General features: G+C 39.5%; 16 protein-coding genes and 1 tRNA gene. 10 read left to right on the top strand and 7 right to left on the bottom strand.

All coding sequences use genetic code 11. The features are described from left to right. Positions 1-10: 10 nt before the first annotated feature. Positions 11-1,309, bottom strand: a complete 1,299-nt coding sequence (locus G3567_RS06130; RefSeq protein ID WP_164004452.1) for an erythromycin esterase family protein — start codon at positions 1,307-1,309, stop codon at positions 11-13. A 12-nt stretch (positions 1,310-1,321) separates the two neighbouring features. Then, positions 1,322-2,464 (bottom strand): hypothetical protein, encoded by a 1,143-nt coding sequence (locus G3567_RS06125; protein ID WP_164004451.1) that lies wholly within the window; start codon positions 2,462-2,464, stop codon positions 1,322-1,324. Between the two features lie 307 nt (positions 2,465-2,771). Between G3567_RS06125 and G3567_RS06120 the strand changes: the two genes are divergently transcribed. Beyond that, entirely contained in the window at positions 2,772-3,107 is a 336-nt protein-coding gene (locus G3567_RS06120; RefSeq protein ID WP_164004450.1) for a DUF202 domain-containing protein, read from the top strand. Here the strand turns inward: G3567_RS06120 and G3567_RS06115 are convergent. Beyond that, a complete protein-coding gene (locus tag G3567_RS06115; protein WP_164004449.1) occupies positions 3,082-4,866 on the bottom strand; it encodes an SLC13 family permease in 1,785 nt (594 codons plus the stop codon). The genes G3567_RS06120 and G3567_RS06115 overlap by 26 nt on opposite strands. 417 nt (positions 4,867-5,283) lie before the next feature. Further along, a complete protein-coding gene (locus tag G3567_RS06110; protein WP_164004448.1) occupies positions 5,284-5,673 on the bottom strand; it encodes a response regulator in 390 nt (129 codons plus the stop codon). Positions 5,674-5,966: 293 nt separating this feature from the next. On the opposite strand from G3567_RS06110, the gene G3567_RS06105 reads away from it, so the two are divergent. Beyond that, complete coding sequence (locus G3567_RS06105; RefSeq protein ID WP_164004447.1) at positions 5,967-6,119, top strand: hypothetical protein; 153 nt, start codon at positions 5,967-5,969, stop codon at positions 6,117-6,119. Positions 6,120-6,456: 337 nt separating this feature from the next. On the opposite strand, the gene G3567_RS06100 is transcribed toward G3567_RS06105, so the two are convergent. Together G3567_RS06100 and G3567_RS06095 are read right to left on the bottom strand one after the other, a co-directional pair. Beyond that, positions 6,457-6,530 (bottom strand) — tRNA-Arg (locus G3567_RS06100). Positions 6,531-6,593: 63 nt separating this feature from the next. Then, the gene (locus tag G3567_RS06095; protein ID WP_164004446.1) at positions 6,594-7,043 is read right to left on the bottom strand and encodes a GatB/YqeY domain-containing protein; all 450 of its coding nucleotides are present in this window, start codon (positions 7,041-7,043) and stop codon (positions 6,594-6,596) included. 132 nt (positions 7,044-7,175) lie between these two features. Between G3567_RS06095 and G3567_RS06090 the strand changes: the two genes are divergently transcribed. Beyond that, positions 7,176-7,979 (top strand): sulfite exporter TauE/SafE family protein, encoded by an 804-nt coding sequence (locus G3567_RS06090; RefSeq protein WP_164004445.1) that lies wholly within the window; start codon positions 7,176-7,178, stop codon positions 7,977-7,979. Positions 7,980-8,185: 206 nt separating this feature from the next. On the opposite strand, the gene G3567_RS06085 is transcribed toward G3567_RS06090, so the two are convergent. Beyond that, complete coding sequence (locus G3567_RS06085) at positions 8,186-9,298, bottom strand: porin (RefSeq protein WP_164004444.1); 1,113 nt, start codon at positions 9,296-9,298, stop codon at positions 8,186-8,188. A 336-nt stretch (positions 9,299-9,634) separates the two neighbouring features. Between G3567_RS06085 and G3567_RS06080 the strand changes: the two genes are divergently transcribed. The 7 genes from G3567_RS06080 (at position 9,635) to G3567_RS06050 (ending at position 17,322) form a co-directional block, all read left to right on the top strand. Beyond that, positions 9,635-10,837, top strand: a complete 1,203-nt coding sequence (locus G3567_RS06080) for a DUF4856 domain-containing protein (RefSeq protein WP_164004443.1) — start codon at positions 9,635-9,637, stop codon at positions 10,835-10,837. Positions 10,838-10,911: 74 nt separating this feature from the next. Further along, on the top strand, positions 10,912-12,027 hold the full coding sequence (locus tag G3567_RS06075; RefSeq protein WP_205521188.1) for an imelysin family protein: 1,116 nt from the start codon (positions 10,912-10,914) through the stop codon (positions 12,025-12,027). Between the two features lie 71 nt (positions 12,028-12,098). Further along, positions 12,099-13,463: an HTTM domain-containing protein gene (locus tag G3567_RS06070; protein ID WP_164004442.1), complete on the top strand. Its 1,365-nt coding sequence runs from the start codon at positions 12,099-12,101 to the stop codon at positions 13,461-13,463. Next, entirely contained in the window at positions 13,444-15,873 is a 2,430-nt protein-coding gene (locus G3567_RS06065) for a TonB-dependent receptor domain-containing protein (protein WP_164004725.1), read from the top strand. The genes G3567_RS06070 and G3567_RS06065 overlap by 20 nt, the downstream gene beginning before the upstream one ends. Before the next feature lie 99 nt (positions 15,874-15,972). Continuing rightward, a complete protein-coding gene (locus G3567_RS06060; RefSeq protein ID WP_164004441.1) occupies positions 15,973-16,569 on the top strand; it encodes a Crp/Fnr family transcriptional regulator in 597 nt (198 codons plus the stop codon). A gap of 76 nt (positions 16,570-16,645) precedes the next feature. Further along, positions 16,646-16,933 carry a hypothetical protein gene (locus tag G3567_RS06055; RefSeq protein ID WP_164004440.1) on the top strand — a complete coding sequence of 96 codons (288 nt, stop codon included), beginning with the start codon at positions 16,646-16,648 and terminating at the stop codon, positions 16,931-16,933. Beyond that, the gene (locus G3567_RS06050; RefSeq protein WP_164004439.1) at positions 16,930-17,322 is read left to right on the top strand and encodes a group III truncated hemoglobin; all 393 of its coding nucleotides are present in this window, start codon (positions 16,930-16,932) and stop codon (positions 17,320-17,322) included. Before G3567_RS06055 ends, G3567_RS06050 begins: the two co-directional genes overlap by 4 nt. Positions 17,323-17,338: the final 16 nt, after the last annotated feature.

The raw sequence follows: 17,338 nt of genomic DNA, 5'->3' as shown, positions 1-17,338 counted from the left end.
ACATCATGACTCACAAGCCATAAGGATAGGTTTCAGGAATTTTAGAATTCTCAACAGAAACATCTATAGGATTTAAAGCTTGTGTTTTATCAAAAAACAGAAAGTGATCATAACGTTCTGTGATTAGTGTAGGCACATAATTTCCAAAGCGCTCATGTTTTGGGTTATATACTACACCCACTGCTCGGTGTGGAATCCTTTCCTGTAATTCAGGAATATGTTTAAGATCATCCATGTTAATGTGAAACTGATCTCCGGCGCGATGACATAGATCTTCCCAGCTATCCTCACGTCCTTCCGGTAATTCCATGTCCTGAACTGCTGAGCCCCAGGAGCTTCCTGCCAGTACGCTTCCGCGGTAACTTCCAAACCCAATAAGAGACACCTCATCTTTACCATATTCTTCTCTGCCAAGCTCTCCTATATTGTATAAGCCCTGTCCGGCCATATCGGTAAAAGAAGCATCTCCAATGTGTGTGTTATGGGCCCAGACAATACCCTTGGCATGTTCACCGTGAAATTTCATAAGCCGGCTTAGGGTATCCATCATGTGTCGGTCTCGAAGATTCCAGGTAGATTCATCTCCGGAAGCCATGATGCGATAATACTTTTCAGCGTTTTTGGTGACTAGTGCATTTTGTTCGGTGCTAAAAGCATGTTCCCGGTCTGAATTGTAATTCGTGGCATTTTGGCGTATTTCAGAGAGTAACTGAGTCACTTCTTTGCTGCAGCCCTCGGGAACCAATCTGGTGGATAGGGCATATTTTTGTCCACCTTCATCGCGATGAGGCTCAAAACAGCGAATGGCCGTTTTTGCGGTTTCCAGGGCAGAAGGGTCTTCTTTTTTCAGATACTCCATAATGGCATCCAGCGACTCCCATAGGCTGTAAACATCCAGGCCATAAAAGCCTTTGCGTTGATCTGAAGGAAGCTCTTTGTTAAATTCTTTTAGCCATTGTGCCCACTCATGGACTTCCCAGTTGGCCCACATCCAGGACGGCCATCTTTGAAACTCCTTAAGTACTTTTTTTGTTTCTTCTTCCGCATCTTCATAGTTTTTGACATGGCGATTGAGTTCATAGCATGCGGGCCAGTCTCCCTCAACCGCTACAAAATCAAACCCATGTTCTTCCATCAATAGCTTAGAGATTTTGGCTCTCCAATTGTAATAGTCATGAGTTCCATGAGAAGCTTCACCAATCATCACAATTTTTTTGTCTTTGATAGACTGGATCAAGGCCTTTAAATCTGCTTTATCCTTAAAATCATTTTTAGTTTCCTGTAGTGTTGCAATAACTGAATCTTTCATAAGTTTATTTTTTTAATGTGTTCTGGTATAAATGTGAGGTGCTTTACGGGCTAGCAAACTAGCCGCCAGGCTCACTTCATTGATATCCAGGTGATCCTGAAATGTAGACACCTGAGTATGTTCCGGGTTAAGCCAAAAGGCTTCTATGTCATCGGCAATACTCCAGATTTTGGAGTCGATGTCTGGTATTAAACCATTTTTTTCCAGGAATTCTAAATTTCCTTTTAGACAGCGAAGCCCTAGTGAAAGTCCACATTCTCTAAAGGCCAGACGATACTCTGCCGATTTTTCGGGCTCATAAGATCTATAAAAAGCCTTTAGGCTTTGTTCTGTAACTCTTAGCAGTCTTTCCGGTTTTACAGCATCCTGCAAGTCAAATGTTTGCTGAAGTTCTGTAGCGCGTATGACATTTAAAAGTAAACCGCCAATTCCCAGCGCATCTTCAGTCTGCCAGTTGGAGTAGTGGCAAAGCGACTTCAGCTTGTTGATGTAAGCATCAAATTCTTCAGGGTAAACACCCGAGATGTCCCATGCTTGCAAGGCACAAAGCAAACCCTCCAAAGGATCGTGTGCGCCCATGCCAGGGACCAGAGGTCGCGAAAGATCCACACTCATTTTCCAGTGCATGCTTAAACTTTCCTTTTTATCTTCTATAAAATGAGCGCCTGCTAAACTGAGTTCTACTGCCCATCTGAGAAATTCTTCTTTCTCTAAGGCTTCCCCGGCTTTTACCAGTGCTGAAATCCAGCGCGTATGGTAATGGTAATACTGTCCGTCTCTTTCCCATTCCAGTTGCCGGTTATAAGGTTCATCCGGCTTACGTTCGGGAAGTTGTTTACCTATTCGAAGGCCTTTAACGGTGGGGTGATTCTTCGCTTTTTCTTCAGGAAGTTCACTTATCCAACCGGTTCTGGGGTCGTTTTTTGCGAATTTTCCTAAATGATGATGAACTTCGTGGATGAGTTTTAAAGCTGAGTCCTGGTTTTCATTACTCTCGTCACTTCTTTTAAGCGCTAAAAAGTTGAATAGAGCAAAAGCATCGGTCCAGAGATAGCGCTGGCTGGTCTGGCCATTTTCAGGACCAAGTCCTGTTCGTTTTGCAAAGCGCTTCATCAGCGTATTTGCATCCTTAAGTATTTGTTCCGTACCATGCATTGATAAAAAGATTTAAAGTTTGGATGTTAGTCAAAACATTAAATTTTAAACTTTTTCACTTTCATTAGTTAAGTTGTATTACACTTCAGAAAGCTCGATTTAATCATCGTCTGAAACCAGGATCTGATGATAAACCCCGCTATAATTCAGTATAAAGTACCTTATTAATCATAATTTATTATGAAATACTTAGTTTTTGTTCAAATTAGCTACTAATGAAATAAATTCAAAGCTTTTAAGAGTATTATAAGAAGATTTGAAAATCCCATACTTTTTTTTAAATTGAAATGCATCTTAAAGATTAAAAATGAAAAGATTTAGACGATTTAGAAGTGACTTCAGGAATAATGAAAAAATAATTCTGCGCGATTTTTTAGCCATGGAACGAACCACGCTGGCCAATGAGCGAACCTTTTTTTCTTACATCCGCACTAGTTTTTATCTGATCATCGCGGGTATAGCTTTCGTAAAACTGGAAGACTTTGAACCCTTAAGCTGGGTAGGCTACGCCTTATTTTTCATCAGTGCTTTTTTACTGACGTTTGGGATTATTCGCTATCAGCTTTTACAAAAAAAATTAAACCGGTTTTACGATGATTCTGAAATAGAAGAACGTTTTAAAACGGATAAAAGTAAGGAATAAGAATACTGGCTACTATCAGGAATGTAAGGCTCAGTGGGGCGCCTACTTTAGTGAAGTCGGTAAACTTGTATTTACCGGCACTAAAAACCATGGTGTTGGTCTGGTAACCTATAGGCGTCATAAAACTCGCACTTCCAGCTATGGCAATAGTCACTAAAAGCGGTAGAATATTGGTGTCCAGGCTTCCTGCAACAGAAAAGGCTATAGGCACCATCAAAGCAGCAGAGGCATTGTTACTCATCGTTTCTGTAAGTAAAGCTGTGAATAAATAAAAAATAGCCACAATAAGCATTTGGCTTTGGTACTGGCTGGTGAAATTTAAAAGCAGTTCACTGATATTTTCAGATAGGCCACTACTTGTCATTGCGGCACCTAAACTCATGGAACCCGCTAATAAAAAAATAACTTTCCAGTCTACCGCTCTGTAAGCCTCCTGCATAGTGATAACCCCAAAAATGTTTAAGACGACGACTCCTGCAAAAGCTGAAATAACCAATGGTAAAATATTGAAAGTAGCCAGAAGAATGACAGATAGAATGACTGAAATGGTAATGTAAAGCTTCTTGGGATCCAGATCGCTTAGTATTTTTTCGCTCACGGAGATAAATGGTGAATTTCGTTTTTTCTGACTTTCTTCCAAAAGCTGATACCCGTTTTTGTTAGTCAGCAGAACTAAGATATCACCGGCTTGAAGTTTAACTTCTTTCAAATCTGAGAGTTGCTTTTCACCTCTTTGGCGAATGCCAATAACATTTGCGTTATACCGATTGAGAAAATCCACCTCTTCAAGTTTCTGACCAATTATTTCAGAATTAGGTAAAAGGATAATTTCGACCATGCGGGTTTCTTCATCCGGGAATTCCTTGTCCTCAAAGTCTTCTGCAAGACTCAAATAATCTTCTTTAATCAATTTATTGATTTCCTTAAGTGAACCTTCAATGAGCAAGGTGTCTCCTTCTTTTAACTCCTTAGATTGATCAAGATCTTTTTCGGTCTCTCCATTCCTTTTCAGTATTTTGATTTTGATGTCATTTTCCTCAATGAAATTATTTAGAGTCAATTCTTTCTCTTCAGATTTTTCTTTTATCCTAACCTCAGCCAGGAACTGTTTAATTTCTTCCTCTTCTTCCATCAAGTCCTTGGTTCCCATATCTGGTAACAGATAACGACCAACAAAAATCACATAAATAACCCCTACGATTAACAAGCAGAGTCCTACCGGAGCGAGGGTGAACATTTCGAAACCTTCAAATCCTCTGTCGGATGCCATACCGCTTACCAGCAGGTTGGTAGACGTGCCAATCAAGGTACACATCCCTCCAAAAATGGCTAAATAAGAAAGTGGAATTAAGTACTTGGATGGAGGATGCTTGAGTTTTTTTGTGGTTCTGTTCACGACCGGTATAAAGGTTGCAACCACCGGTGTGTTGTTAATAAAAGCGGAGATACCTCCCATCATAAAGGCCATACTCAATATAGACGTGCTATACGTTTTGTTAAGCATCTTTTCCATAAACGGACCTAAAAAGTCAATTAAATTTGATTTTAGCAATGATCGGCTGAGTATGAACATCGCTGCTACAGCCAGGGTAGCCTGATTGGCGAATCCGGAAATGGCCTCACCCGCATCAACGACCCCGGTGATGACTAAACTGACCATGATGCCAAGCGCTACCAAATCTACCGGAATAGATTCCTTCATAAAGCAGAACATACTAATGCCAATAATGGCGAGTGTGATATAAGCTTCCAGACTCATTGTTGAAAATTTTAAACCTAAATATTGAAGTTAATTAAAATGAATTAACGCGCTAATTTTTTTTCCAATTTATATCTCTTCGAGTAATCTAAGGATAGGATTGCCTCAATGTATTATTAATATTTCTCAACAGTGAAAATTGATTAATGCTCCAATTTAGAAAGAAAAGCTAGTGATGAAAATTTGAGGACCGGCGTGTAATTTTTGCGTGTCTTCTTTTTGTGTTGAATCGACAAAAATCTGCTTTGATATTATTCTATCAAATTCTTTTTTCGAGTCTAAGCAAGGGGATACTTACCTGTGCCCCGGTTTTAGTTGTTTTAAGCCCAAGGTTTCGAGTAGTATAATAATATAAGGTTTATTCAGAACCCCTGACCTAAGCTAGTTTTACCACTTTTTTCAATTCCTCAGTTAGGTTTATGAGGAAATCGATTCTAAAATTGGTAATAATTTACTTTTGTTGAGTGGCTTATCGATGTATGAGTTGACGAAGTGATAACCTTCAGCCCTTTTTTTATCTTCCTCTGATATGGAGGAGGAAAGCATATGAATTTCGAAATTGAGTGAAGAAAAATCGCTTTGCAGAATATCCATGAATTCCCAACCATCCATCTCTGTCATATTAATATCTAAAAAAATGATGTACAGAAGATTTTTATCAACACCTTCAGATCTCAAAAAATCTAAGGCTAAAGAAGCAGACATAAAATCGTAGGTATCCTTTACTGGATATTCATTTTTAAGATATTTTTTATTGATAAAATTGATCAGAAAGTCGTCATCTAATAACAATATCTTGGTTTTCATAGAAGTAAATTTTACCTAGTGATCAAATTCAAATTTATAAGAAAAAAAACAAAACTTATCAAAATTTAAATAAAAGTTAAGGTATAGTGGATTTCAACTTTTGGGAATTTTTTTGAAATGTAATACATCTAATAAAACTACGTTATACTGTGTTTTTCTTTGAAATCATCTTAATTTTTTTTTAAGAATTTTGAATTGATTATTTAAATATATGCATGTGCCAAGATGAGTTTTACAACTCTTAATGGTTTTAGCTTCTGAGTTTTCAATTGATCTATAGCAAAAATAAATGAATGAATGAAGTCGAACGCCTCGAGGTGCTTCAAGATTACCAGGTATTAGATACACTGGAGGACCGATACCTCAATGAATTAACACAGATAGCCTCTGCTATCTGTGAAACCAAAATAAGCTTCATCAGTTTGGTGGGTAAAGACCGGCAGTGATTTAAACCTGTGCATGGCATTAATACTAAAGAAACTTCTCGTGAGTCTTCTTTTTATCAGCATGTTATACCGGATCCCTATAGGTTATTTTCTCTAAAATCAGAAATCAGAAATCAGAAATCAGAAATCAGAAATCTCAAATCAAAAATGTAAACCCTGCCTGCCAAAGGCCAGTCAGGCAGGCGTGGCAGGATTGCATATCCTTTGCGTTTTCTTTTGCAAATAGCAAACCAAGGACTATCGTCCTGGTTCTTTATTTTATTTCAAAACCTCAAACTGCGTTTGGTTTTTCATAAAACAAAGAACCACGCTTCTCAGCGTGGTTTTCTGCTTGTAGTGACCGCGGCAGGATTCAAACCTGCAACCCTCAGAGCCGAAATCTGATATTCTATTCAGTTGAACTACGCGGCCTTCAATTTCCGTGTTCACGGAAATCTCTTATTTTGAATTGCAAAAATACAATACTATTCTGCTTTAAGACAAATTCTCTTTAACGATTTTGGAAATTGTTTTGCCATCTGCTTTTCCAGCCAGGCGCTGGGTCGCCAATCCCATCACTTTTCCCATATCTTTCATGGAGTCAGCCCCCGCTTCTTCGATAATGGCTTTCACTTCTTTACTGACTTCCTCCTCGCTTAGCTGCGCCGGAAGAAATTGCTCGATAACTTTAGCTTCTTCCAATTCGGCATCAGCCAAATCCTTACGGTTTTGCTCCAGATATAAGTCGGCACTGTCTTTTCTCTGTTTTACCAGTTTTTGAACCAGCTTCAACTCGTCAGCTTCAGTCATGTCCTCTTTGCTTGAAGTGGCCGTTTTAGCTTTCAGAATCTCACTTTTTATAGATCGTAAAGAAGCCAGGGCGACTGTATCTTTAGCCTTCATCGCTTCTTTCATTTTTTGCATTACCTCTTGTTCTAGTGCCATTTCCTATTTTTTCGCTAAGATAAATAATTATCTTTCAAAATCAATTTAAAGCCTTACTTTCAATGTAACCAAAGTTACTGCCCCGGCTTTGGCCGGGTTCTATCTTTGCCGCTTTCAAATGAAATTTAGCTTATGGAATTCATAGAATTATTAGGATTTTTTGGCGCCCTGGTTATAGGTGTGGTACTTGGATTAATTGGGGGAGGTGGCTCCATACTTACCGTTCCTGTGCTGGTTTATTTGCTTTCCGAAGATCCGGTTACCGCTACAGCCTATTCGCTTTTTGTGGTAGGTACGGCCAGTCTGGTTGGGGCAGTCAGAAATATGCAGAAAGGACTTGTAGATCTAAAAACAGCCACGGTTTTTGCCATCCCTGCTTTTATCGCCGTTTACCTCACCCGTAAATTCGCCATACCGTCCATACCCGAGTCCATATTTACCATTTCTGGCTTCGAAGTGACCAAGGATATAGGTATCATGTTGTTTTTTGCCCTAATTATGGTATTGGCATCCTATTCCATGATCAAAGACGAAAAGGAAGAACTGGAGGAAGCCGAGGTGGAAGTGAAGTATAATTACCCGCTTATCATCGTAGAAGGTATTGTTGTGGGTTTCCTTACAGGAATTGTTGGGGCAGGAGGTGGCTTTCTGATTATCCCCGCTTTGGTATTGCTGGCCAAACTGCCCATGAAGAAAGCGGTTGCTACCTCATTACTGATTATAGCGGTGAAATCCTTAATTGGGTTCCTGGGCGATGTTCAAAACCTGGACATCCAATGGGAATTCCTGGGGATGTTCACCGGGCTTTCGGTCATCGGTATTTTCGTGGGTATCTGGCTGAACAAATATATTGATGGTGGCAAACTCAAAAAAGTCTTTGGTTGGTTTGTCCTGCTCATGGGGATTTATATCGTGTATAAAGAATTTACGCACTAGGATGTGAAGTGAGATATCAGAAGTAAGATACTAGGTATTAGAATTGCAATGTTAGCAGTTAAATATTTAGTCTCTATACCTGGCTCTTGTTTCAAAGATTAGCGAGTACTGAATAAAAAATATCAGATAAAAAATATTGATTTTTTTTAATTTCAGCTCACGGCTCACGGCTCACGGCTCACGGCTCACGGCTCACGGCTCACAATTTACTTCCCAAGGATCTCCATAAACTGAATCGCCACAGATCCTCCTACGAAAAAGTTGGAAGTAGTATTGTTATCGGGAGTTCCAAAAATGGCATCTTGACTTTCAAACCAGCGGGCTTCGAGTCTGCAGGCCAGGTTGGGAATGGGAGAATAGTCTACATTTACAGACAGACCGGTGGTTTTAAATCCGTTGGTTGTCTCAGTGGGAATAATCACCCCGTTTTCATCCTGATAATATTCTAGTCTGAAGGCGGTACTCCAGGTCTCGTCAATGATATACTGACCAATTATGACAGGGGTATACCACAAATTGTAACTTGAACTGTCCTTCATCTTCTGTTGAGCGCCCAGGTCGAAACCTGCTATAAGGTTAAAGCTTTCAGCCAGTCGAAACTGAGCATACATATTGCTGAAATAACGCATACGACGGGTTGCATCGGGATCATCTGTGCCTATAAATGTACTCCAGTTGAGACTGAGTTTGTCTGAGGCTGCGTAATTCAGTTGAGTCCCAAAAGAGGGTAATGAATTACCTTCAAGCCTTTGAATCCGTTGCCAGCCGTTAAGCATGAGTCCGGTAAGCTCTAATTTTTCACTAGCCTTATAAGTCACTTTAGCACCTGCTAAAAAGTAAGGAGAGCTTTCTGCTGAAAGTGAACGCGTTAGCGTGAAATTATCGAGTGAAATAGCACTTTCAAATCCTAAATGCGAGGGAAAAATTCCTACATCCAGCCATAGGTTTTGATTGGAAGTTAAGGCGACACCAACGTTAGCTTCAAAAAGGTTTTTAAACACCCCGGATTCCTCTGCGTAATTATCATTGGCATAAGTTCCTGTCTGAAAAGCCAGGTTAGCTCTGTATCTGGAGTGATTCAGACCCAACCGGATGAGGCCTAAATTTAAATTGTATTCATTATGCCTGTTGTGATTAAAAAGAAAAGACTGTCTTTGTTTAGTTTGTGGTTCGTTGAAGTCATACACGTAAAAGGCATCCACAAACCCATAAAGACTAAGAGACGGTTTTTCTTTCCAGGATTCATCGAGTTGTGCGAATGTTTGTATGCTGAACAAACAACACATAAAGACAGGACTATAACTAAGAAGCTGTTTCATTTTGAAATAGGTTGAAATCAGATTATCGATCATTTGATGATCTCAAATTTAATATTTTACCACTAAATCCCGCGTTCGGGATGGAAGTGGAAAGCCCGTAACCCCCAAAGCATTGGGGGGCGGACTTGTAACGGACAGCCCGTTAAAACGCCCAAAACCTTTTTTAAATGGATATCCAACTGGCTGGGAATTCTAAAGCTTCGGATTTCACCTTAAATTTTAACTATCCTTATTTAAACTTAATATAAATAAACTTTGTTCAAATTAAAATGAATACTATATTTGCACTGTATTTATAACAAGTCTAAATTAAAACAAACAAATTAAAATCAAGAAATGAAAAGGTCAAATGTAATTACAAGTCTATTTTTAAGTGCTTCAGCTTTAGTATTTATGTCCTGTAGTGATGATGATATAATCATTGATCCTGTTGTAGAAGTTCCAGAAACTTACAGTTTTGAGCGTAATGGAACGAGCACCGTGAGTTATGATGGACAAACCACCAGGATTTTGATGGCGAATGAACTGAAAAGCTCTTTACTAGACAATACTAAAACAGAAACAGAATTGCTTTCCATGTATGCGCATCAGGAAGGGGACAGTGATTTTTCAGATGCCGATTTAAATGCATCAGGTAAGAATTTAAGAAGTAAAACAGCAGCATCCAAAGACTATTTTTCGGCCAATACTACTCAAGCCCTAGCCATAAGAAACCAAGTTGACGCATGGATCAGTGCCCAGGCCAACGATATTTTTACGAATTGGAATACTAACGCTACAGTTGGTGTGGCAGGTCAGATTCAAGAAGCTGGCGGAGGAAGCATCAGGTACGTGAATGCCAAAGGACTGGAGTATGACCAGGCTATCATTTTAACGCTTTTAGGCGGTGTAATGACCGATCAGATGCTTAATAATTATTTGAGTTCTTCTGTATTGGATGAAGCCGATAACATCGAAAACAACAATAACGAAATTACGGTAGACGGTAAAAGTTATACGGTAATGGAGCACAAATGGGATGAGGCCTTTGGATACCTTTATGGTACCGATAATAAAGACAATCCGCAATTCGGACAGGATCAATACTTAAACAAGTACTTGGGCAGAGTTGAAAATGATCCTGACTTTACCGGTATTGCAGATGTGGTTTATGACGCTTTTGTATTAGGTCGCGCAGCTATCGTTGCTGAGGATTATGATTTAAGAGATCAGCAGGCAGAAATCATCAGAGAGCAGATTTCTAAAATCAGTGGTATCAGAGCGGTGTATTACCTGCAGCAAGCCAAAAGCAGCTTAGCCAACGATAAAGGGGCCGCTTTTCATGATTTATCTGAAGCTTACGGATTTATCAACAGTCTTCAGTTTACTAGAATGCCCGGGTCTGTGAGTCCTTACTTTTCTAAAGCAGAAGTCGATGCCATGCTATCTACTTTGATGGAAGGCAATGGATTTTGGGATGTAACTGAAGCCACCTTAGATGCACTTTCTAACCAGATAGCAGCGCGATTTAGCTTTACTGTAGAGCAGGCTGGAAGCTAATTTAGAATTAGTTTAAGATTAAATTAATTAAGCAAAGATCACTTTACTTTTATATTTGCAAAAAAAATAAGCATATGATTAAGAGAACATTTTTAGCCTTATTTACAGGTGTCATATTCATGTTTTCCTGTAGCTCAGATGATACTTCTGGTGGAACTGATAATCAAACGGATAACTTTGATCGTTCCGCGATGCTCGTCAACTGGGCCGATAATATCATCATTCCCGTTTACGAGGATTTGAATTCCAAGCTTGAAATTCTGGCAGCTGAAAAAGAGGTTTTTATAGCTGAGCCAACGCCAACAAACCTTTTCAGTTTAAGAACGGCATGGCAGGATGCTTATAAAGTCTGGCAGTATGCAGAGATGTTTAACGTGGGTATGGCTGAAAACATCAACTACATTTTTCAGATGAATGTGTACCCTACAAACGTTCAGGACATCCAGAACAATATCGAATCTCAGGATTATGATTTGTCAAGTGTCAACAACAATGATGCTGTAGGTTTCCCGGCTCTAGATTATATGCTTTATGGTGTAGGAAGTACAGAAACGGAAGTGGTGGATTTTTATACTACCTCTGCTTCAGCTGATAAACGCAAAATCTATCTTTCCGATTTGACCGATAGAATGCAAAGCTTAACCCAAACCGTTTTGGAGGACTGGAAAAATGGCTATCGGGATACATTTGTTAGTAGTACGGATAATACAGCCACGGGTTCTATCAATTTGGTCGTGAATGATTTCATTTATTATTATGAAAAAGGGTTCAGAGCCAATAAATTTGGAATTCCGGCAGGTGTTTTTTCTCAAAACCCTTTACCAGACCGCGTAGAAGCTTATTATACCTATGATTTTTCTAAGGTCCTGGCTTTAGAGGCTATGACTGCTGTTCAGGATTTCTTTAATGGCCGCGCGTATCAAAGTGGAAGTGATGGCAGGAGTTTAGCTGATTATCTGAATTCCATCAACGGCAGTGAAGATTTAAGTACATCCATCACGTCTCAGTATGCTGCAGCCCGAACCAAAATTAATACCCTGAACGATAGTTTTGCTGAACAGGTGAACACCAATAATGTCGCGATGACCGAGACCTTCGACAGCATTCAGCTGGCAGTTGTGTTATTGAAAGTCGATATGCTTCAGGCTTTAGATATCAGTGTGGATTATGTTGATGCAGATGGAGACTAATCATTTTTAAGTTTATCAATTTTAAATTTAAAAAGGGATTTTCATAGTTTTGAAAATCCCTTTCTTTACCTATGTTAAAGCACGTTAAAGCCTATTTCAATCAGCAAAATTCAGCCGCACCTTTAGCGGTTTTTAGGATTGGTTTTGGTTTGATGATGCTTATTAGCATTATTCGGTTTTGGAGTTATGGCTGGATTGAAAAGCTGTATCTCGATCCGAAATTTCATTTTTCCTATTACGGTTTTGAATGGATAAAACCCATTGGAGACTGGACGTATCTCATCTTTATCCTCTGTGGACTCTCTGCTTTATGTGTGGCGCTGGGGTTGAAATACCGTCTGGCTATCATTCTGTTTTTTTTGAGTTTTACCTACATAGAACTCATGGATAAGACGACTTATCTCAACCATTACTACTTTATAAGTCTTGTCAGTTTTTTAATGATTTTTTTACCGGCCAGTGCTTTTTATTCAATCGACACTCTATTTAAAAAGAAGCAATACCTGCTCATACCCCAATGGACGATTGACTCTATAAAATTATTACTGGCTCTGGTTTATTTTTATGCGGGTTTAGCAAAGCTTAACAGTGACTGGCTGTTTAAGGCGATGCCCTTAAAAATATGGCTGCCCTCTAAATATGGTCTGCCGTTTATCGGTGGAAATCTGATGCAGCAGGAGTGGTTTCACTTCGCCATGAGCTGGTCTGGAATGTTATATGATCTCTTCATTCCGTTCCTGCTCCTGTATAAAAGAACCCGAATCTTTGCCTTTGCACTGGTTGTGTTTTTCCATGTGTTTACACGTGTCCTTTTTCCCATAGGAATGTTTCCGTACATCATGATCATTGGAAGTTTGGTGTTTTTTGACCCTAAAGTGCATCATAAAATCATTCGCAGCATTCAAAAGTTTCTAAAGCTGTTCAGCATAAAACCGAAACCCATTGCTACTGGAACTTTTAAGTATCCAAACCCAAAAATAATCATTTCGGGTTTGGCTGTGTTTTTTGTCATTCAAATGCTTTTACCATTCCGGTACGTCTTATATCCCAGCGAATTGTTTTGGCGAGAGGAAGGCTACCGGTTTTCCTGGCGAGTGATGCTGATGGAGAAGCGAGGATATGCCAATTTCAAGGTGGTGAATCCTGAAGAAAACACCTATTTTTATGTGGATAACACAGATTTTCTATCTTCGTTCCAGGAAAAACAAATGAGTACACAACCTGATTTTATTTTGGAATATGCCCATTTTCTGGGGGAGCAGTTTAAAGCCCAGGGTCATGAGCCCATCGAAATTTATGTAGAAAGCTATGTAGCGCTCAATGGCAGAAAAAGTCAGCCTTTTATCGATCCCGATGTGGATTTATTAAAACAATACGAATCATTCCAGCCCAAAAGCTGGATACTACCACTCAATGATGACATTAAAGGACTTTAGTATAGTAATAGTTTTGGTTTTATGTTCAGTCCAAGGACGGGCTCAGACCTATACCGTTGAAGGTTATGTATATGAAAAAACCAGCCAAAAGCCACTGAAGTCGGTCAATGTTTACGATAAGGAAAAAGGCATTTTAGCACAAACCAATGCCTCGGGCTATTTTGAGTTTGAAACCACTAAACCCGAATTGAATTTAATTTTCTACGGACTTCAGTACGAGATTCTTGAACGGACTATCAATCCGGCTGAAACGTCTTCACTAAAGGTTGAACTGGAAGCCCTGTCTGAAGAGCTTTCCGAAGTTCAAATCATCGCTCAAAAAGAGAAAGTCTTTGCGCTCAACCGTCTTAAAGATGTGGAGGGGACGGCTATTTATGCCGGGAAGAAGACGGAAGTTATTCAGGTAGACCAGTCCATGGCCAATTTGGCGACCAATAATGCCAGGCAAATTTACAGTCAGGTTGCCGGCTTAAATATTTTTCAAAATGATGATGGCGGCTTGCAGCTAAATATAGGAGGCAGGGGGCTAAATCCGAACCGGACAGCCAATTTCAATACGCGACAAAATGGATACGATATCAGCGCTGATGTTTTAGGTTATCCTGAAAGTTATTATACCCCGGCATCTGAAGGTTTACAACAGATACAAATCATTAGGGGAGCGGCTTCACTCCAATATGGAACTCAGTTTGGCGGGCTTGTCAATTTCATTATGAAAGAACCTAATCCGTATAAGACGCTTGAAGTTGTTACGCGTAATACAGCCGGCAGTTTTGGACTTTACACCAATTTCACCAGCCTAAGTGGTACCAAAGACAACTGGAGTTACTATACTTACCTGAATTATAAGCGGGGTGATGGTTTCAGACCCAACTCTGAATACGAATCCATCAACCTGTTTTCGCATCTGGGCTATGAATTTGACGAAAAAACGAAACTGACTGGCGAAGTCACCTACATGAATTACCTCGCCCAGCAAGGCGGTGGTTTAACCGACGCTATGTTTGCTGAAGATCCTTACCAAAGCAACCGGGAGCGCAACTGGTTTGAGGTAGATTGGTTATTATACAATCTTAAGCTTTCGCATGAATTTTCAAAACAAACCCAGTTTACCTTCAATTTTTTTGGTCTTAATGCTGAAAGAAATGCTTTAGGCTTTAGAACCAACAGAGTCAATCAAATCGATCCTAACCAGGAGCGTGATTTGATTGTGAGTGATTTCAGCAACTTTGGATTTGAAGCTCGGTTGTTGAGTGAATACAAACTATTGGAGAACGATGCCACTTTTTTGATTGGAGCGAAATATTACGATTCGGATAACCAGGAACAGCAGGGGGCCGGTTCTGATGGATTTGGTCCTGATTTTAGATTTAGAAATGACGATTATCCGGGGTATCCCAACCAATCCGAATTCGATTTACCCAATACAAATGTGGCGGTGTTCGGGGAAAATATTTTTTATCTAAACGACAAATTCTCAGTAACCCCTGGTTTCAGGTTTGAATACATTAAAACGGAAAGCGATGGGTTTTTCAGGCGTATCAACACCGATGCGGCCGGAAACGTGATCGATGACCGAAGCATTCCGGATCAGCGAAGTTTTGAACGTTCGTTTGTGCTTTTAGGCCTTGGTTTGAGCTATAAGCCCATTGAGGATGTAGAAATGTATGCCAACATTTCAGAAAATTACCGGTCGGTTACCTTTTCCGATATCAATATCAGCAATCCTGCTTTCTCTGTAGATCCCGATATCACCGATGAAGAAGGTTTTACAGCCGATTTAGGTCTAAGGGGAAACTTTAATAATTTCCTTTCGTACGATGCCAATGCATTCGCTTTAGCTTATCGAGACAGAATTGGATTCGTACAAAAGGTTTTGGACGATAATCGAATAATTAGTGAACGTGGAAATGTAGGCGATGCCATGATCTATGGCGTAGAGTCCTTATTTGATTTTAATCTGAAAAAGATTTTAAGCTTAGGTTCATCGTATAGTTTGAATTATTTTGTCAATACTTCCGTAATCAATTCAGAATACACCAATTCTCAACGCCCGGGAATAGAGGGGAACAACGTTGAATTCGTCCCTGATTTCAACCTGAAAACCGGAGCCAGATTTGCGTTCAAAAATTTTGGAGCAAGTATACAGTATTCTTATTTATCAGATCAGTTTACAGATGCGACCAATTCAGTTGAGGCCGGCTTAAGCGGCGTTATAGGTGAAATTCCGGCCTATGATGTGCTTGATTTTTCTATGTCCTACCGCTATAAAAATTTTAAACTCGAAACAGGGGTTAACAATCTTCTGGATGAAGCCTATTTTACCAGGAGGGCAACAGGCTATCCGGGACCCGGAATTATTCCTTCCGCCCCCAGAAACTGGTATGCAACTTTAGAGATTGAGTTTTAAGTTCGAAATTCATTTAGGATTGCAGTACTGCTTTAATTTTTTCTATGTAGTCAAATGACCTGAAAAATTAGCATCTTTAATATTGATAAAACAATTCTTATGATTGATATGCATTTATTAGAGCAATTTGATGCCGAACGTATTGAAATAGAGAAGGGGAATGTCATTTTTGATTACGGGAGTAAAGCGCAGTATTATTTTCAGGTGAAATCCGGTGAGGTAAAAATGAATAATTTCAACCGGGACGGCAAGGAGTTCATCCAGGGTATTTTTTATGCAGGTCAAAGTTTTGGTGAGCCTCCCTTATTTGCAGATGTGACTTACCCTGCCGGAGCTGAAGCTATCACAGATGTTGAACTATACCGTTTACCAAAAGACGTTTTTTTCGAATTATTAAAAGAAAATCCAGAAGCCCATCTCAGGGTGTCTGAAGTCCTGGCTTCCCGGCTTTACTACAAAGCGATTATGGCTTCAGAAATTTCATCTCAGGAACCCGAACACCGTATCCTGCGCTTACTGGACTATACCAAAAAACATATCCATGAGCTGGATTCAACAGACATTCTGGAAGTGGACCTAACGCGTCAGCAAATCGCTGACCTTACCGGCTTGCGGGTGGAGACGGTGATACGGGCATGTAAGGCCATGGAAAAAAAGGGCGAAATCCAAATCAAAAAGCGTAAAATCTTCAGATAAATGGCTTAATTAGGCTAACCTGATTCAAATCATAACTAGTGCTCATGTGACTTTGTACTTTGTAAAAAAAAGTAACATGAACAGTACTGAACGATTATCTAAAGATTTTGAGAGGTTTTATATGGCCAATTCCATTTTGGGCATCATTGTTTCCAGTTGTCTGGGGTCTATAGCTGCTATGATGATTTTGGCAGATGGGAATTCCATATACCATGTCATCCACTTAAGCTGGATTGTTATCGCCGCTATGATTTATAATGCTTCCGTTTTGGTTGGTTTAAAATCTAAAATAGTCTTTTTTCTTCAGGTCTTCAGTGTATTGTCAAGTGTGCTTAGCATTGCCTATTATATTTTTTTCAGATGAAAACAGATTTGAAAACAAGGGATGATGTTTCTAAATTAGTGCATCAGTTCTATACAAAAGTTCGTAAAAACGAGGAGGTTGGCTATTTTTTTAATGAAAGCATTGAAGACTGGGATGCGCATCTTGAGAAATTAACCGATTTCTGGGAAACCAATTTATTTTTTAAACGCAACTATAAAGGCAATCCGAAACGTATCCATCAACGTGTTGACCAGGATTTTAAGGAAAGCATCGGACAAAAACATTTTGGGGTCTGGTTAAATCTTTGGTTTGAGACTGTAGACGATTATTTTGAAGGCGATCTCGCCGATCGTGCCAAAAACAACGCGAGAAATATGGCCTCTCTTATTTTTATGCAGATGTATATACACAGAAAGACCGATTCCTAAAAGCTAATATTAGTTT

Origin of the sequence: Psychroflexus aurantiacus, from assembly GCF_010820555.1 — a bacterium.
Lineage (GTDB): Bacteria > Bacteroidota > Bacteroidia > Flavobacteriales > Flavobacteriaceae > Psychroflexus > Psychroflexus aurantiacus.
This window is presented reverse-complemented; position numbering and strand designations above follow the sequence as displayed.

Bases quoted from the DNA above. Each gene is read 5' to 3' on its own strand.
- G3567_RS06065 (WP_164004725.1), top strand. From the start codon at position 13,444: ATGACATTAAAGGACTTTAGTATAGTAATAGTTTTGGTTTTATGTTCA.
- G3567_RS06090 (WP_164004445.1), top strand. From the start codon at position 7,176: ATGGAATTCATAGAATTATTAGGATTTTTTGGCGCCCTGGTTATAGGT.
- G3567_RS06055 (WP_164004440.1), top strand. From the start codon at position 16,646: ATGAACAGTACTGAACGATTATCTAAAGATTTTGAGAGGTTTTATATG.
- G3567_RS06130 (WP_164004452.1), bottom strand. From the start codon at position 1,309: ATGAAAGATTCAGTTATTGCAACACTACAGGAAACTAAAAATGATTTT.
- G3567_RS06085 (WP_164004444.1), bottom strand. From the start codon at position 9,298: ATGAAACAGCTTCTTAGTTATAGTCCTGTCTTTATGTGTTGTTTGTTC.
- G3567_RS06120 (WP_164004450.1), top strand. From the start codon at position 2,772: ATGAAAAGATTTAGACGATTTAGAAGTGACTTCAGGAATAATGAAAAA.
- G3567_RS06075 (WP_205521188.1), top strand. From the start codon at position 10,912: ATGATTAAGAGAACATTTTTAGCCTTATTTACAGGTGTCATATTCATG.
- G3567_RS06070 (WP_164004442.1), top strand. From the start codon at position 12,099: ATGTTAAAGCACGTTAAAGCCTATTTCAATCAGCAAAATTCAGCCGCA.
- G3567_RS06050 (WP_164004439.1), top strand. From the start codon at position 16,930: ATGAAAACAGATTTGAAAACAAGGGATGATGTTTCTAAATTAGTGCAT.
- G3567_RS06115 (WP_164004449.1), bottom strand. From the start codon at position 4,866: ATGAGTCTGGAAGCTTATATCACACTCGCCATTATTGGCATTAGTATG.
- G3567_RS06110 (WP_164004448.1), bottom strand. From the start codon at position 5,673: ATGAAAACCAAGATATTGTTATTAGATGACGACTTTCTGATCAATTTT.
- G3567_RS06080 (WP_164004443.1), top strand. From the start codon at position 9,635: ATGAAAAGGTCAAATGTAATTACAAGTCTATTTTTAAGTGCTTCAGCT.
- G3567_RS06125 (WP_164004451.1), bottom strand. From the start codon at position 2,464: ATGCATGGTACGGAACAAATACTTAAGGATGCAAATACGCTGATGAAG.
- G3567_RS06060 (WP_164004441.1), top strand. From the start codon at position 15,973: ATGATTGATATGCATTTATTAGAGCAATTTGATGCCGAACGTATTGAA.
- G3567_RS06105 (WP_164004447.1), top strand. From the start codon at position 5,967: ATGAATGAAGTCGAACGCCTCGAGGTGCTTCAAGATTACCAGGTATTA.
- G3567_RS06095 (WP_164004446.1), bottom strand. From the start codon at position 7,043: ATGGCACTAGAACAAGAGGTAATGCAAAAAATGAAAGAAGCGATGAAG.